A 16,178-nucleotide genomic window follows, 5' to 3' on the forward strand; every position below is an offset into this window, starting at 1 on the left:
CTCAACGAGGACGTGAACGAGGAGTGGATCTCCGACAAGACCCGCCACGTCGTCGACGGCCTCAAGACCCAGCGTCTCGATCGGCCCTACGTCCGCGTCGGCGGCAAGCTCACCGCTTCGACATGGCCGCACGCCCTCGGCGTCGTCGCCGAGAAGCTGAAGGGCACGGATCCGAAGAAGGTCGGCATCGTCGTCGGCGACTTCGCCTCTGCCGAAGAGCTCTTCGCGGTGAAGTCCCTGGCCGACGCCCTCGGCATCGCCAACCTCGACGGCCGCGCCGACGGCTCGTGCCTCGACGGTGCGGCCGGCCGCGGATCCTACCTCTTCAACGCCACCATCGCCGGCATCGAAGCCGCCGACGCCATCCTGATCGTGGGTTCCAACCCGCGGCTCGAGGCGCCGGTGCTCAACGCCCGCATCCGCAAGCGCTGGCGCAGGGGCGGTTGCACGATCGGCGTCATCGGCGAAGAGGCCGATCTCAACTACGCCTACAATTTCCTCGGTGAGGGCCCGAACGCGGTGGCGAACCTCGCCTCCGGCAACAACGGCTTCCTCGAGGTGCTGAAGGGCGCTTCGAAGCCGCTGATCCTCGTCGGCAACGCCGTCACCGCCCGCGACGACGGCCCGGCCGTGATCGCGGCGCTGGCCAAGCTCGCCGTCGACGTCGGTGCGGCCACGGCCGAGTGGAACGGCTTCTCGATCCTGCACACCGCCGCGAGCCGCGTCGCCGCGCTCGATCTCGGTGTGGTGCCGGGTGAGGGCGGTCTTTCGACCAGGGACATCCTCGCCGGCTGCGCCTCGGGCGCGATCGAGACGCTGATCCTGGTCGGCGCCGACGAGATCGACACCTCGAAGCTCGGCTCGACCTTCGTCGTCTATCTCGGCACCCACGGCGACGCCGGCGCGCATCGCGCGGACGTCATCTTGGCCGGTGCGGCCTACACCGAGAAGTCCGGCACCTGGGTCAACACCGAGGGTCGCGTTCAGGTCGGCGCCCGTGCGGCCTTCCCGGTCGGCGACGCGCGCGAAGACTGGGCGATCTTCAGGGCGCTCTCGGCGCTCGTCGGCAAGACGCTGCCCTTCGACAGTCTGGCGCAGCTGCGCGCAGCGCTCGAAGCGGCGCATCCGACCTATGCCGGGGTCGACGAAATCGCGGCAGGCCACCATGAAGACGTCGCGAAGCTCGCGGCCGGCGCCGGTGGCGCGCTCGCCGGGGCCGACTTCGTCTCGCCGGTGACCGACTTCTATCTGACCAACCCGATCGCGCGTGCCTCGGCGATCATGGCCGAATGCTCGAAGCTCGCCGCGGCTCGCGTCGCGGCGGCGGCGGAATGAGGGGGAGAGCGTGATGGCGTCGTTCTGGGCCGACTATCTCTGGCCTCTCATCATCATCGCGGCGCAGTCGCTGCTGCTGATGGTCGTTCTCCTGGTGCTCATCGCCTACATCCTCTACGCCGACCGCAAGATCTGGGCGGCGGTGCAGATGCGGCGCGGTCCCAACATCGTCGGCCCGTGGGGACTGTTCCAGTCCTTCGCCGACATGATCAAGTTCGTGCTCAAGGAGCCGACGATCCCGGCTTCGGCCAACAAGGGCATCTTCCTGCTGGCGCCGCTCGTCTCGGCGACGGTGGCGCTCGGCGCCTGGGCGGTGATCCCGGTGGCCGACGGTTGGGTGGTGTCGAACATCAACGTCGGCATCCTCTACATCATGGCGATCTCGTCGCTCGGCGTGTACGGCACGATCATGGGCGGCTGGGCGTCGAACTCGAAGTATCCGTTCCTGTCGGCGTTGCGCTCGGCGGCGCAGATGGTCAGCTACGAGGTCTCCATCGGCTTCGTGATCATCACCGTGCTGCTCTGCGTCGGTACGCTCAATCTCTCCGAGATCGTGCGCTACCAGCAGGACCACGGCCTCGCCCACATGCTCGGCATTCCCTGGGCGTCGTTCCTGAACTGGTACTGGCTGCCACTGTTCCCGATGTTCGTGATCTTCTTCATCTCGGCGCTGGCCGAGACGAACCGCCCGCCGTTCGATCTGGCGGAAGCGGAATCCGAACTCGTGGCCGGCTTCATGGTCGAGTACGGCTCCACGCCCTACATGGTGTTCATGCTGTCGGAGTACGTGGCGATCACGGTCCAGTGCGCCATGACGACGATTCTGTTCATGGGCGGATGGCTGCCGCCGTTCGACTTCGCACCCTTCACCTGGGTGCCGGGCATCGTCTGGTTCACGCTGAAGTCGCTGCTCGTCTTCTTCATGTTCGCCATGGCGAAGGCGATCGTGCCGCGCTACCGCTACGACCAGCTGATGCGTCTCGGGTGGAAGGTCTTCCTGCCGCTGTCGCTGGGCATGGTGGTGATCGTCGCGGCTGTTCTGCAGGTGATGGGCTGGGCGCCCTGAGCCTGCCGCAGGGAAGGGGAGGGACGGCATGGAACTGTCTCTCGCCGGTCTGATCGGAGCCCTCGTCGGGCTGATGATCGGGGTGATCGATTTCGGCTTCGTCGCGATGCTGTTGCGGCGGGCCTTCGAGAAGGGGACCGGCTCGACCGGGGTGATCCGCCGCGCGGAGACCCTCGAGACGGTCCTGAAAGTGGCCTTCGTGGTCAACGCACTGGTCTTCGCCGGCCTCGGGTATTGGTTCGGCGCCACCATGGGCGGTTGATCGCGGCAGTGAACCTGACGAACCCCGGGCGACCGGGGAGAGGAAGCGGGTGGAAGATGAGACTCGATCGGGCAGCGAAGTCCTTGTTCCTGAAGGAGTTCGTATCGGCGTTCTTCCTGTCGATGCGCTACTTCTTCGCGCCCAAGGCGACCTTGAACTACCCCTTCGAAAAGGGTGCGGTCTCGCCGCGGTTCCGCGGTGAGCATGCGCTGCGCCGTTATCCCAACGGCGAAGAGCGCTGCATCGCCTGCAAGCTGTGCGAAGCCATCTGTCCGGCCCAGGCGATCGTCATCGAGGCGGCGCCGCGCGGCAACGACCAGACGCGGCGCACCACGCGCTACGACATCGACATGGTGAAGTGCATCTACTGCGGCTTCTGCCAGGAGGCCTGTCCGGTCGACGCCATCGTCGAGGGGCCGAACTTCGAGTTCGCCACAGAGACGCGCGAGGAACTCTACTACGACAAGGCCAAGCTGCTCGCCAACGGCGAGCGCTGGGAGCGCGAGATCGCTCGCAACATCGAAATGGATGCGCCCTACCGCTGAGATGCGGCCGGGCGGGATGCCGCCCATGGCCGTCGGGGATGACCGATGATCCTGAAAGCCCTCTTCTTCTACCTCTTCGCGGCGATGACCGTCGGGTCGGCCTTCATGGTCATCTCGGCGCGCAACCCGGTCCATTCGGTGCTGTTCCTGATCCTAGCCTTCTTCAATGCGGCGGGGCTCTTCGTGCTGATGGGCGCCGAGTTCCTGGCGATGCTGCTGGTGGTCGTCTACGTCGGCGCGGTGGCGGTGCTGTTCCTCTTCGTCGTGATGATGCTCGACGTCGACTTCACCGAACTGCGCGAGGGGTTCCTGCAGTATCTGCCGATCGGCTCGGTGATCGGTCTGGTGCTCCTCGCCGAGCTCCTGATGGTGGTCGGCGGCTGGGCGATCGACCCGGGTCTGGTCGGCAAGGGTGCGGTGCCCTACGCCGCCGGTTCCGGCAACGTCCAGGCGATCGGCGAGGTGCTCTACACCAAGTACGTCTATTTCTTCCAGGGGGCGGGTCTCGTCCTCCTGGTGGCGATGATCGGCGCGATCGTGCTGACGCTGCGCCACAAGCCCTTCGTCAAGCGGCAGGACATCTCCGAGCAGGTGGCGCGCGGTCCCGCGACCGCCATCGAGATCGTCCACGTGGAAACGGGCAAGGGAATGTGAGGAGTGCCGGCCGGGCGACCGGCCGGGTGCTCGGTCCGCGGGCGAGAGGGTCGCGCGCGGGGGTCGGTCGAGGTGAGATCCGGGTGAACCGGGCTCCTCGGGCAAGACGGGGGAAGTCATGGAAATCGGCTTGTCGCACTACCTCTCGGTGGCCGCGATCCTGTTCACGCTGGGGGTGTTCGGCATCTTCCTCAACAGGAAGAACGTCATCGTCATCCTCATGTCGGTCGAGCTGATCCTTCTCGCCGTCAACATCAACTTCGTCGCCTTCTCCGCCGCGCTGGGTGACCTCGTCGGCCAGATCTTCGCCATGCTGATCCTGACCGTCGCGGCCGCCGAAGCGGCGATCGGTCTGGCGATCCTGGTGGTCTTCTTCCGCAACCGCGGCTCGATCGCGGTGGAAGACGTCAACGTCATGAAGGGGTGAGCGGTCTCATGTTCACGGCGATCGTCTTTCTCCCGCTCCTCGGCTTCCTGATCGCAGGCGCCATGACGCTGCTGCCCTACGGCGCCGCCCCGATGGGCGCGGCCAACCTGGGCCACGGCGCGCATGGGCACGATGCTCACGGCCACGACGACGACCACGGCCATGGCCATGGCCATGGTCACGAGCACCACGAGGCGAAGGCGCTGGCGCGTCCCGCCGAACTCGTCACCTCCGGCTTTCTGATCGTCGCCGCGCTCCTCTCCTGGGTCGCCTTCGTCCAAGTCGGTCTCGGCGATCATCACGGCGCCTTCAAGGTGCCGCTCCTGCCGTGGATCCACACCGCCGGCCTGTCGGTCGACTGGTCGATCCGCGTCGACACGCTGACCGCGGTCATGCTGGTGGTGGTCAACACCGTCTCGGCGCTCGTCCACGTCTATTCGATCGGCTACATGAGCCACGATCCCGACCGGCCGCGCTTCTTCGCCTATCTGTCGCTGTTCACCTTCGCCATGCTGATGCTGGTGACCTCCGACAATCTGGTGCAGATGTTCTTCGGCTGGGAAGGCGTCGGTCTCGCCTCCTACCTCTTGATCGGCTTCTGGTTCCAGAAGCCCTCGGCCAACGCCGCCGCGATCAAGGCCTTCGTCGTCAACCGCGTCGGCGACTTCGGCTTCATCCTCGGCATCTTCGGCGTGTTCTGGCTGTTCGGCACCATCGACTACGACACGATCTTCGCGTCGGCCGGCTCGATGAAGGGCAAGGAGATCGTCTTCCTCGGCTGGCACGTCGACGCGATGACGACGCTGTGCCTGCTCCTGTTCCTCGGTGCGATGGGCAAGTCGGCGCAGTTCCTGCTGCACACCTGGTTGCCGGACGCGATGGAGGGCCCGACGCCGGTCTCCGCCCTGATCCACGCCGCGACCATGGTCACCGCCGGCGTCTTCATGGTGGCGCGCCTGTCGCCGCTGTTCGAGCAGTCGCCGACGGCGCTCACCGTCGTCACCCTGGTCGGTGCGCTCACCGCCTTCTTCGCCGCGACCGTCGGTCTGGTGCAGAACGACATCAAGCGCATCATCGCCTATTCGACCTGCTCGCAGCTGGGCTACATGTTCGTCGGCCTCGGCGTCGGTGCCTACGGGGCGGGTATCTTCCACCTCTTCACCCACGCCTTCTTCAAGGCGCTCCTGTTCCTCGGTGCCGGCTCGGTGATCCATGCGGTCTCCGGTGAGCAGGACATCCGCAACATGGGCGGGCTGAAGAGCCACATCAAACTCACCTACGCGATGATGATCGTCGGCACGCTGGCGCTGACCGGCGTCGGCATCCCCGGCACGCCGTTCGGCTTCGCCGGCTACAACTCCAAGGACGCGATCATCGAAGCGGCCTTCGTCGGCGGGAACGCCGTCGCCGGTCTCGCCTTCGCGCTCCTGGTGATCGCCGCGCTGTTCACCTCGTTCTACTCCTGGCGCCTGATCTTCAAGACCTTCTGGGGCGCCCCGCGCGCTTCGAAGGAGGTCATGGAGCACGTCCACGAGAGCCCGTCGGTGATGACGGTGCCGCTGATGGTGCTCGCCACCGGTGCGGTGCTCGCCGGCATGGTGTTCACCGGCCTGTTCATCGGCCACGAGTACGGCGAGTTCTGGAAGGGCGCGCTGTTCACCGACGCGAACAACCACGTGCTCGAGCACATGCACCATGTGCCGACCTGGGTGAAGTTCGCGCCCTTCGTGGCGATGCTGACCGGTCTGATCGTCGCCTACTGGTTCTACGTCGCCGCGCCGTCGGTGCCGGAGAAGCTGGCGGAGACGATGCCCGGTCTGCATCGCTTCCTGCTCAACAAGTGGTACTTCGACGAGCTCTACGACTTCCTGTTCGTGAACCCGGCGAAGAAGCTCGGCCGCTTCCTGTGGAAGGAGGGTGACGGGCGCGTCATCGACGGGTTCGGGCCGGACGGCGTGTCGGCGCGGGTCGTCGACGTCACGAACCGCGTCGTCGCGCTGCAGTCGGGCTACGTCTACCACTACGCCTTCGCCATGCTGATCGGTGTCGCGGCGCTGGTGACCTATGTGATGTTCGGGGGAGTTCGGTGATGGGCAATTCACTGCTCACGATCGTCACGTTCCTGCCGCTGGTCGGCGTGCTGTTCCTCGCGCTGGTGCGCGGCGACGACGAGGTGGCGAAGCGCAACATCCGGGTGATCGCGCTGATCACCACGGTGGTGACCTTCCTGGTGTCGCTCCTGATCTGGAGCCGGTTCGATCCCTCGAACCCGGGCTTCCAGATGGTGGAGAAGTCGACCTGGCTCGGTGGTCTGTTCAACTACCACATGGGCGTCGACGGCATCTCCGTCGCCTTCGTGATCCTGACCACCTTCCTCATGCCCTTCTGCATCCTCGCCTCCTGGGACAGCGTGCAGAACCGGGTGAAGGAGTACATGATCGCCTTCCTGGTGCTCGAGACGCTGATGATCGGCGTCTTCACCGCGCTCGATCTGATGCTCTTCTACGTCTTCTTCGAGGCCGGCCTCATTCCGATGTTCATCATCATCGGCGTGTGGGGTGGACCGCGTCGCGTCTACGCCTCGTTCAAGTTCTTCCTCTACACCCTGCTCGGCTCGGTGCTGATGCTCATCGCCATGCTGGCGATGTACTTCCAGGCCGGCACCGCCGACATCCCGACGCTCTTGCAGCACAACTTCCCGGCCACCCTGCAGACCTGGGCCTTCCTCGCCTTCTTCGCCTCTTTCGCGGTGAAGATGCCGATGTGGCCGGTCCACACCTGGCTGCCCGACGCCCACGTCGAGGCGCCGACGGCCGGTTCGGTGATCCTGGCGGGCATCCTCCTGAAGATGGGCGGCTACGGCTTCCTGCGCTTCTCGATCCCGATGTTCCCGCTGGCGTCGGAGTACTTCCAGCCGATGATCTTCACCCTCTCGGTGGTGGCGATCGTCTACACCTCGCTGGTGGCGCTGGCGCAGGAGGACATCAAGAAGCTGATCGCCTATTCGTCGGTCGCCCACATGGGCTACGTGACCATGGGCATCTTCACGCTCAACGCCGCCGGTCTCCAGGGCGCCATCTTCCAGATGATCTCCCACGGCTTCGTGTCGGGCGCGCTGTTCCTCTCGGTCGGCGTCATCTACGACCGCATGCACACCCGCGACATCGCCGCCTACGGCGGTCTGGTGAACCGGATGCCGTGGTACGCCGTGGCCTTCCTGGTGTTCACCATGGCCAACGTCGGCCTGCCGGGCACCTCGGGCTTCGTCGGCGAGTTCCTCACCCTGCTCGGCGCCTATCGCGCCAACACCTGGGTGGCGCTGTTCGCCGCGTCCGGCGTGATCCTGTCGGCCGGTTATGCGCTGTGGCTGCTGGCTCGGGTGATGAACGGCAAGCTCGAAAAGCCGTCGCTCCAGGGCATCCTCGACCTCGACTGGCGCGAGCGCATCGTCGTCGTGCCGCTGGTCCTGGTGACGATCTTCTACGGTGTCTATCCGGCGCCGGTGCTGAACGCTTCGGAAGCCTCGGTGCAGGCGCTGGTGACCAAGACGCAGGCGGCGATCGCCGCCGCCGGCAAGGTCGCGGCGCTGGTCGCCAACTGAGAGACGAGGGGAGGGGGATCCCCCCCTCTCGACGACAGAAGATGGACGAACCGCGGCGGGTGAACCCCGCGGGGATGTGACGACAGGGGCTGTGAGGCCGACATGACACTCGATCTGATGCCGGTGATGCCGGAGATCCTCCTCGCGATCGGCGCGCTGGCGCTTCTCATGCTCGGCGTCTTCGTCGGCGAGAAGTCGGTCGGCGTGGTGACCTGGGGCGCCGTGCTCGCCCTCGTCGTCGCGTTGGTGTGGGTGCTGGTCGGACCGACCTCGGCGTCGGCCTTCGGTGGCACCTTTGTCGTCGACCCCTTCTCCACCTTCATGAAGGTGCTGGCGCTGGTCGGTTCGGCCACCGCGATCGTGCTGTCGGCGCGACCGGCGGCGACCGACAAGTGGGGGCGCTTCGAGTATCCGGTACTGGTGGTGCTCGCCACCGTCGGCATGATGGCGATGATCTCGGCCAACGACCTGATCTCGCTCTATCTCGGCCTCGAGCTGCAGTCGCTCGCCCTCTACGTCGTCGCCTCGATCGATCGCGACAATCTGAAGTCGACGGAAGCGGGCCTGAAGTACTTCGTCCTCGGCGCGCTCTCCTCGGGCATGCTGCTCTACGGCGCGTCGATGCTCTACGGCTTCACCGGCCACACCGGCTTCCCGGAGATCGCGGCGCATCTGAAGGCGCACGGCGTGTCGCTCGGCCTGGTCTTCGGCCTCGTCTTCGTGCTCGCCGGCCTCGCCTTCAAGATCTCGGCCGTGCCGTTCCACATGTGGACGCCCGACGTCTACGAGGGCGCGCCGACCCCGGTCACCGCCTTCTTCGCCGGTGCGCCGAAGGTCGCCGCCTTCGCGCTGGTGATCCGCGTCGTCGCCGAGGCGCTCGGACCGGCGGGCCACAACTGGCAGCAGATCATCGTCTTCATCGCCTTCGCCTCGATGGCGCTCGGCGCCTTCGCCGGTATCGGCCAGACCAACATCAAGCGCCTGATGGCCTATTCGTCGATCGGTCACATGGGCTACGCGCTGGTCGGTCTCGCCGCCGGCACCGTGCAGGGCATCGCCGGCGTGTCGATCTATCTCGCCATCTATCTGGTGACGACGCTCGGCACCTTCGCGCTGATCCTGTCGATGCGCCGTGACGGCAAGGCGGTCGAGGACATCGCCGATCTCGCCGGCCTGTCGCGGTCGCAGCCGCTCGTCGCCTTCGGCCTGTCGATGCTGCTGTTCAGCCTCGCCGGCATCCCGCCGCTCGCCGGCTTCTTCGGCAAGTTGTACGTCTTCCTAGCCGCCGTCGAGGCCAAGCTCTTCGTGCTGGCCGTCCTCGGCGTGCTGGCGAGCGTCGTCGGCGCCTTCTACTACATCCGCATCGTCAAGGTGATCTACTTCGACGAGCCGGCGGCCGAACTCGATCGTCCGTCGATCGAGCAGAAGGTGGTGTTCGCCGTCGCTTCGATCTTCGTGCTGGTCTTCGTCTTCGCCGGCAACGGTATCGTGTCGGCGGCCAATGCCGCGGCCAAGACCTTCTTCTGATGGTCGCGACCACGCCCGGCGGCCGGCATCCGGCCGCCGCGGACGGACGCTCCTGGCGGGTGGAGCGCTTCGCCGTTCTGCCCTCCACCAACGACGCGGCGCTCGATCGCGCCCGCGCCGGTGATCCCGGTCAGCTGTGGATCGTCGCCGATCGTCAGACCTCCGGTCGCGGTCGGCGCGGTCGTGTCTGGGTGTCGGAAACGGGCAATCTCTTCGCCTCGGCGCTGCTGATCGATCCGTGCGAGCCGATGCATCTCGCCGAGCTGCCGTTCGTCGCGGTGACCGCGGCGCGCCGTGCCGTCGCCGCTCACGTGGCGCGCGGGGACAGCCGGGTGAAGATCAAATGGCCGAACGACCTGTTGGTCGACGGCCGCAAGGTCGCCGGGATCCTGCTCGAGTCGACGAAGATCGCCGATGGCCGTACGGCGGTCGCCGTCGGCATCGGCATCAATTGCAAGGAGGCGCCGGCCGCCACCGAGACGCCGGCGACGAGCCTGCTCGCCTGCGGCTGTTCGGTGCTGCCGGAGATGCTCTTCGACGATCTCGCCGAGGCGCTGGCGCGGATGTTGGCGATCTGGGAGACCGGGTTCGGCTTCGGCGCGGTGCGCAACGAATGGCTCGGCCATGCCGTCGGGCTCGGTGGACCGATCCGGGTGCGCCGCGTCGACGGCGAGGAGCACGGGATCTTCGAAGCGATCGACACCGCCGGGCGGCTGGTGCTGAGGACCGCCGACGGCGGACGGCGGACGATCTCGGCCGGTGACGTGTTCTTCCCCGACGGTCGGGGAACGGAGTGACGATGGCGAAGCGCAAGCCCGCGGGCGACGAACTGGTTTTCCTGCCGCTCGGCGGCGTCGGCGAGATCGGCATGAACCTCGCCCTCTACGGCTTCGGCCCGGAGGACGACCGCCAATGGCTGATGGTCGACTGCGGCATCACCTTCGCCTCGGAATTCGACGAGCCGGGTGTCGAGCTGATCTTCCCCGACATCCGCTTCATCGAGGAAGAGCGCAAGAACCTCGTCGGCATCGTCATCACCCATGCCCACGAGGACCATTTCGGCGCCCTGCTCGAGGTGTGGCCCAAGCTGAAGTGCAAGGTCTTCATGACCCCCTTCGCCGCCGACCTGCTGGAGGCCAAGGCGGCGGGCGAGGCGGGCTCGCCGGAGATCCCGGTCACCCGTTTCACCGCCGGCGACACGCTGCACCTCGCGCCCTTTGCGGTCGAGGCGATCGCCGTCGCCCATTCGATCCCCGAGGCCGTATCGCTGGCGATCACCACGTCGCTCGGCACGGTGATCCACACCGGCGACTGGAAAGTCGACGAGACGCCGGTGCTCGGCTGGGCGACCGACTTCGATCGTTTCCGTGAACTCGGCGACAAGGGTGTGCGGGCGCTCATCTCGGATTCGACCAACGTGCTGCGCGACGGCTCGAGCCCGTCGGAGAAGGAGGTGGCCGCGTCCCTCGCCGAGCTCGTCGCCTCGGCTCCCGGCCGTGTCTGCGTCACCACCTTCGCCTCGAACGTCGGCCGCGTCCGTGCGGTCGCCGAAGCGGCGCTCGCCGCCGAGCGCAACGTCGTGGTGCTGGGCCGCGCCATGCGCCGGGCGATCGACGTCGCCAAGGAACTCGGCTACCTCGACGGCCTGCCGGAGTTCCTCGACCAGGAGGCCTACGGCTACCTGCCGCGCGACAAGGTGGTGGCGCTTCTGACCGGATCCCAGGGCGAGAGCCGCGCCGCGCTCGCGCGGATCGCCCAGGGCGACCACCGCCACATCGCCATGTCCGCCGGCGACCGCATGATCTTCTCGTCGCGCACCATCCCGGGCAACGAGAAGTCGGTGAACGCCATCCAGAATGCGCTCGCCAAGGTGGGGGTGAAGATCATCACCGACCGCGATGCGCTGGTGCACGTCTCCGGCCACCCGCGGCGCGGCGAGATGAAGCGTCTCTACGAGGCGGTCAGGCCGCAGGTCGCGGTGCCGGTCCACGGCGAGGCGCTGCACCTCTCCGTCCATGCGGAATTCGCCCGCTCGATGGGCGTCGGCGAGATCGGCCACGCCTGGAACGGCAAGATGCTGCGTCTGGCGCCGGGACCGGTGGAGGAGGTCGACGAGGTCTTCACCGGGCGGATCTTCCGCGACGGCAATCTCATGGTCGAGCCGGACAAGTCGGGCACCAGCGCCCGCCGCAAGGCATCCTTCGCCGGCGTCGTGGCGGTGTCGCTGGTGATCGACGCCAAGGGCAATTCGCTCGCCGAGCCGGAAGTGGCGCTGATCGGCCTGCCGGAGGAGGACGAGCGCGGCATGCCCTTCCGCGACACCATCGAGGTCGCAGCCGGCAACACGCTCGACGGCCTGCCGCGGGCGCGGCGCAAGGACGTCGAGATGGTGCGCGACGCGGTCAAGCGCGCGGTGCGCGGCGCGGTGAACGAGCGCTGGGGCAAGAAGCCGATCGTCGAGGTGATGATCTCGGTGGTGTGAGGCGCGGCTTCGGGCTACGACCATCGACACCACCGCCGGGGATTGCCCGGCGCCGGAGACGGGACTAATCGTCGTCGCACGTTCTGTCCGTCATTCGAGGAGAAGCCCCATGATCGGTCGTCTCAACCATGTCGCCATCGCGGTGAAGAACCTCGAGGCCGCCACCGCGGTCTATCGCGACACGCTCGGCGCCAAGGTCTCGGCGCCGCTGCCGCAGCCCGATCACGGCGTCACCGTCGTCTTCGTCGAGTTGCCCAACACCAAGGTCGAACTGCTCGAGCCGCTGGGCGAGGCCTCGACCATCGCCAAGTTCGTCGAGAAGAACCCGGACGGCGCCATCCATCATCTCTGCTACGAGGTCGAGGACATCATCGCCGCCCGCGACAAGCTCAAGGCCGACGGCATGCGTGTTCTCGGCTCGGGCGAGCCGAAGATCGGCGCCCACGGCAAGCCGGTGCTGTTCCTCCACCCGAAGGACTTCTGCGGCACGCTCGTGGAGATCGAGCAGGTCTGATCCTGCCGCCCCTTGCGGCGGACCCGTTTCGCGTTCCAGGATGGGCGTCGGCGCCGGCCGGCGCCCTTTTCCGTTTCGAGCCCTCGAGGTCCCATGAAGATCGGTACGTTGGTCGCGATGTATTTCGTGATCTGGTGGATCTGCCTGTTCGCGGTGCTGCCGCTGAAGGTCAGGACGCAGGGCGAATCGGGGGAGGTGGTGCCGGGGACGCCGGCCTCTGCGCCGGCGAGGCCGCAGCTGCTGCTCAAGGCCGGCCTCACCACGGTGCTCGCCGCGATCGTCCTCGCCGGCATCGTCGCGCTGCTCAACTCGGGGATCGGTCTCGACGACATCCCGTTCTTCCCGAAATTCGGCAAACCGGTCTGACCGGCCTCACCGATCGATGCCGTCGATCGATCCGATCCGAGAATTTCATCGCCGGCGGCCGCCGCCCGATCTCGTCGACGGGCGGTGATTGCGGCATGATCGCGGCTCGCCGGAGACCAAGGCCCATGACGCGTCCCACCGCGGTCCGCACCGCCCGCACCACCTGCCCGCACGATTGTCCCTCGACCTGCAGCCTCGAGGTCGAGGTGCTCGACGAGCGCACCATCGGGCGCGTTCGCGGCTCGACGGAGAACAGCTACACGGCCGGGGTGATCTGCGCCAAGGTCGCCCGCTACGCCGAACGGGTGCATGCGCCGAACCGTCTGGTGACGCCGCTCGCCCGCTCCGGCCCCAAGGGCTCGGGTCAGTTCCGCGAGATCTCGTGGGACGAGGCGCTCGACCGCATCGCCGAGGCCTTCCTCGCGGCGGAGGCGAAGCACGGCGCGGAAGCGGTCTGGCCCTACTACTACGCCGGCACCATGGGGCTGGTGCAGCGCGACGGCATCAACCGGCTGCGCCACGCCAAGAAGTATTCCGAGGAGTTCGGCACCATCTGCACCAACCTCGCCTGGACCGGCTGGATCGCCGGCACCGGGCGGCTCGCCGGCGCCGATCCGCGCGAGATGGCGAAGTCGGATCTGGTGGTGATCTGGGGGACGAACCCGGTCTCGACCCAGGTCAACGTCATGACCCACGCGATCCGGGCGCGCAAAGAGCGCGGCGCCAGGATCGCCGTCATCGACGTCTATCGCACCTCGACCATGGAGCAGGCGGACATCGGTCTGATCCTGCGTCCCGGCACCGACGCGGCGCTCGCCTGCGCCGTCATGCACGTGCTGTTCCGCGACGGCCTCGCCGATCGCGATTATCTGGCGACGTATGCGGACGTGCCGGCCGAACTCGAGGCCCATCTCGCCTCCCGCACGCCGGAATGGGCGGCGGCGATCACCGGCCTGTCGGTGGCCGAGATCGAGGAATTCGCGCGCGCCGTCGGCACGACGCCGAAGACCTTCTTCCGCCTCGGCTACGGCTTCTCGCGTCAGCGCAACGGCACGGTCGCCATGCATGCGGCGAGCTGCGTGCCGGTCGTCGCCGGATCGTGGCGGCACGAAGGGGGAGGGGCCTTCCACAACAACGGCGCCATCTTCCGCACCGACAAGACGCTGGTCGAGGGCACCGACCTGCGCGACCGTTCAGTTCGCCGGCTCGATCAGAGCCGCATCGGGGCGGTGCTGACCGGCGATCCGGTCTCGCTGAAGGGTGGGTCACCGGTCACGGCGATGCTGATCCAGAACACCAACCCGATGTCGGTGGCGCCCGACCAGGAGAAGGTGCGCGCCGGGTTCGCGCGCGACGATCTCTTCGTCGCGGTGCACGAGCAGTTCATGACCGACACGGCGAAGATGGCCGACATCGTCCTGCCGGCCACCACCTTCCTCGAGCACGACGATCTCTATCGCGGCGGCGGCAACCAGTATCTGCTGCTCGGGCCGAAGCTGATCGAGCCGCCGGGGGAGGCGCGCGAGAACCATCGCGTCATCTGCGATCTGGCGAAACGGCTCGGCGTGAGCCATCCCGGTTTCGACATGACGGCGCGCGAACACGTCGACCACATGTTGCGGGTCGCCGGTCTCGGCGGCTTCGACGCCCATGTCGAGCATCCCGCCATCGACTGCCAGCCGGATTTCGAGACGGCGCACTACCTGAAGGGCTTCGCCCACCCCGACGGCCGTTTCCGTTTCGCCCCCGACTGGACGACGATCGTCGCCGAGAACGACGGACCGATGGGGCCGTGGGAGAGCCTGCCGCGCCTGCCCGACCAGTGGGCGGTGACCGAGGAGCCGGATGCCGATCATCCCTTCAAGCTGGTCACGCCACCGGCGCGCAACTTCCTCAATTCCTCCTTCACCGAGACGGCGACGTCGATGGCCAAGGAGCGCGGGCCGCGGGTGAAGATCCATCCGGACGACCTCGCCGACCTCGGCATCGCCGATGGCGAGGAGATCCGCCTCGTCAACGCCCGCGGCGCGGTGATCTCGACCGCCGAGAGCTTCGACGGGGTGCGGTGCGGCGTGGTGATCGCCGAGGGCATCTTCCCCAATTCGGCGCATCGCGACGGCCGCGGCATCAACACGCTGACCGGCGCCGACCAGTGCGCGCCCTACGGCGGTCCGGCCTTCCACGACAACCGGGTTCGGATCGAGCCGACGAAAAATCGGGAGAGTGGCGGCCGCGCCACTTGAGCGCGACGCGGCGTCCGGCTAGGGACGTGGCATTCTTCCTCACGCGTCCGTCGCCGGCGCGTTCTCGCCGCCACGGAGCCCCACATGTCGTCCCTCTCCCGTCGTGCCCTGTCGATCCTGGCCGGCGCCGGTCTCGCCGCGTCTCTCGTCGCTTCCGCTTCGGCCCAGGGCATTCCGGAGAAGGAGATCAACCGCGATCTCGTCCGCCGCGCCCTGCTCGACACCTGCGTCTACGCCGAAGCGGCGAAGGAAGGGGCGAAGAAGGAGAAGGTGGTCGACGCCTGCCAGTGTGCCTCCTTCAAGGTGATGAAGGGCGTCAAGGAGGAGGAGGTCGCCAAGATCTCGTCCGACCGCTCCATCCCCGACGAACTCTACAACGCCACCACCGAGGCCTACGCCACCTGCGTGCGCTGAGGAGCTCGCCCGCGATGACGTCTGCGGCCGGCCTCGACCCCGGCCGTCGTCGTTTCGGCATCGGACGCCGGGGCGTGCTTCGACCAACGGCGCGGATACCGTGCGGCGGCGAAATGCTCTAGAAGGTCCGGGAGCGATCGACGGAGAGCTGCGATGTCCACCACCTTGACCACCGACGGGCTCGATGCGCGCCGCAAGAAGGCGCTCTACCGCTCCTGGCACCGCGGCACCAAGGAGATGGACTTCGTCATGGGGCATTTCGCCGATGCCCACATCGCCGGCCTCTCCGACGCCGACCTCGACGACTACGAAACGCTCCTCGACGTCTCCGACCGCGAACTCTTCGCCTGGATCGTCGGTACCGAGGAGGTCGATCCGATCCACGACCGCCCGGTGTGGCGGGCGATGCGCGAGTTCACCCACGCCGAGAAGAGCGTCTGATACCGCGCTCACGAATTTTCGACTCGATCGGCGTGGATCTACCGAAGGCCCTCGCATCCGGTCCTCTCCCCCCTCGTGGGGGAGAGACGGAGAGAGGGGTCACTCCGGAAGACTCCGCAAGCGCAAGAGTTCGAGGACAGGTCGTATACCCCTCTCCCTGTCCCTCCCCCACGAGGGGAGAGGGGACGTCGGAGCACCGACCTTCGAAACCGAACCGCCCGGAAAACGGTCAGAACTTCGCAAGACTGGTATGAGGAGACCTGTGCGCGGTTGGACCATCATGTTGATTTGATGCGTTTAA

General features: G+C 67.1%; 16 protein-coding genes. All 16 read left to right on the top strand.

Annotated features, from left to right (window positions below; all coding sequences use genetic code 11):
- A partial coding sequence (locus tag V7Q42_RS20150; protein WP_333826057.1) for a molybdopterin-dependent oxidoreductase occupies positions 1 to 1,335 on the top strand: 1,335 nt, incomplete at its 5' end.
- Between the two features lie 13 nt (positions 1,336 to 1,348).
- Positions 1,349 to 2,401 (top strand): NADH-quinone oxidoreductase subunit NuoH, encoded by a 1,053-nt coding sequence (gene nuoH, locus V7Q42_RS20155; RefSeq protein ID WP_333826058.1) that lies wholly within the window; start codon positions 1,349 to 1,351, stop codon positions 2,399 to 2,401.
- 28 nt (positions 2,402 to 2,429) lie between these two features.
- On the top strand, positions 2,430 to 2,663 hold the full coding sequence (locus V7Q42_RS20160; RefSeq protein ID WP_333826059.1) for a hypothetical protein: 234 nt from the start codon (positions 2,430 to 2,432) through the stop codon (positions 2,661 to 2,663).
- A gap of 56 nt (positions 2,664 to 2,719) precedes the next feature.
- The gene (nuoI, locus tag V7Q42_RS20165; RefSeq protein WP_333826060.1) at positions 2,720 to 3,208 is read left to right on the top strand and encodes an NADH-quinone oxidoreductase subunit NuoI; all 489 of its coding nucleotides are present in this window, start codon (positions 2,720 to 2,722) and stop codon (positions 3,206 to 3,208) included.
- 45 nt (positions 3,209 to 3,253) lie between these two features.
- A complete protein-coding gene (locus V7Q42_RS20170) occupies positions 3,254 to 3,862 on the top strand; it encodes an NADH-quinone oxidoreductase subunit J (protein ID WP_333826061.1) in 609 nt (202 codons plus the stop codon).
- A 118-nt stretch (positions 3,863 to 3,980) separates the two neighbouring features.
- Positions 3,981 to 4,289 carry an NADH-quinone oxidoreductase subunit NuoK gene (nuoK, locus tag V7Q42_RS20175; protein WP_333826062.1) on the top strand — a complete coding sequence of 103 codons (309 nt, stop codon included), beginning with the start codon at positions 3,981 to 3,983 and terminating at the stop codon, positions 4,287 to 4,289.
- Positions 4,290 to 4,297: 8 nt separating this feature from the next.
- Positions 4,298 to 6,379 (top strand): NADH-quinone oxidoreductase subunit L, encoded by a 2,082-nt coding sequence (gene nuoL, locus V7Q42_RS20180; protein ID WP_333826063.1) that lies wholly within the window; start codon positions 4,298 to 4,300, stop codon positions 6,377 to 6,379.
- Positions 6,379 to 7,890 (top strand): NADH-quinone oxidoreductase subunit M, encoded by a 1,512-nt coding sequence (locus tag V7Q42_RS20185; protein ID WP_333826064.1) that lies wholly within the window; start codon positions 6,379 to 6,381, stop codon positions 7,888 to 7,890. The genes nuoL and V7Q42_RS20185 overlap by 1 nt, the downstream gene beginning before the upstream one ends.
- A gap of 102 nt (positions 7,891 to 7,992) precedes the next feature.
- Positions 7,993 to 9,417: an NADH-quinone oxidoreductase subunit NuoN gene (gene nuoN, locus V7Q42_RS20190; RefSeq protein WP_333826065.1), complete on the top strand. Its 1,425-nt coding sequence runs from the start codon at positions 7,993 to 7,995 to the stop codon at positions 9,415 to 9,417.
- Positions 9,417 to 10,214 (top strand): biotin--[acetyl-CoA-carboxylase] ligase, encoded by a 798-nt coding sequence (locus V7Q42_RS20195; protein ID WP_333826066.1) that lies wholly within the window; start codon positions 9,417 to 9,419, stop codon positions 10,212 to 10,214. Before nuoN ends, V7Q42_RS20195 begins: the two co-directional genes overlap by 1 nt.
- Positions 10,215 to 10,216: 2 nt before the next feature.
- Positions 10,217 to 11,899, top strand: a complete 1,683-nt coding sequence (locus tag V7Q42_RS20200; RefSeq protein WP_333826067.1) for a ribonuclease J — start codon at positions 10,217 to 10,219, stop codon at positions 11,897 to 11,899.
- 109 nt (positions 11,900 to 12,008) lie between these two features.
- Positions 12,009 to 12,413 carry a methylmalonyl-CoA epimerase gene (gene mce, locus V7Q42_RS20205; RefSeq protein ID WP_333826068.1) on the top strand — a complete coding sequence of 135 codons (405 nt, stop codon included), beginning with the start codon at positions 12,009 to 12,011 and terminating at the stop codon, positions 12,411 to 12,413.
- 93 nt (positions 12,414 to 12,506) lie between these two features.
- Complete coding sequence (locus V7Q42_RS20210; RefSeq protein WP_333826069.1) at positions 12,507 to 12,779, top strand: DUF1467 family protein; 273 nt, start codon at positions 12,507 to 12,509, stop codon at positions 12,777 to 12,779.
- Positions 12,780 to 12,904: 125 nt separating this feature from the next.
- Positions 12,905 to 15,022 (top strand): molybdopterin oxidoreductase family protein, encoded by a 2,118-nt coding sequence (locus tag V7Q42_RS20215; protein ID WP_333826070.1) that lies wholly within the window; start codon positions 12,905 to 12,907, stop codon positions 15,020 to 15,022.
- An 84-nt stretch (positions 15,023 to 15,106) separates the two neighbouring features.
- Positions 15,107 to 15,436 (top strand): hypothetical protein, encoded by a 330-nt coding sequence (locus V7Q42_RS20220; RefSeq protein ID WP_333826071.1) that lies wholly within the window; start codon positions 15,107 to 15,109, stop codon positions 15,434 to 15,436.
- A gap of 153 nt (positions 15,437 to 15,589) precedes the next feature.
- Complete coding sequence (locus tag V7Q42_RS20225) at positions 15,590 to 15,877, top strand: FAD assembly factor SdhE (protein WP_333826072.1); 288 nt, start codon at positions 15,590 to 15,592, stop codon at positions 15,875 to 15,877.
- The last annotated feature ends 301 nt before the right edge of the window (positions 15,878 to 16,178 follow it).

Origin of the sequence: Pinisolibacter sp. (assembly GCF_036782435.1) — a bacterium.
Lineage (GTDB): Bacteria > Pseudomonadota > Alphaproteobacteria > Rhizobiales > Ancalomicrobiaceae > CALBKH01.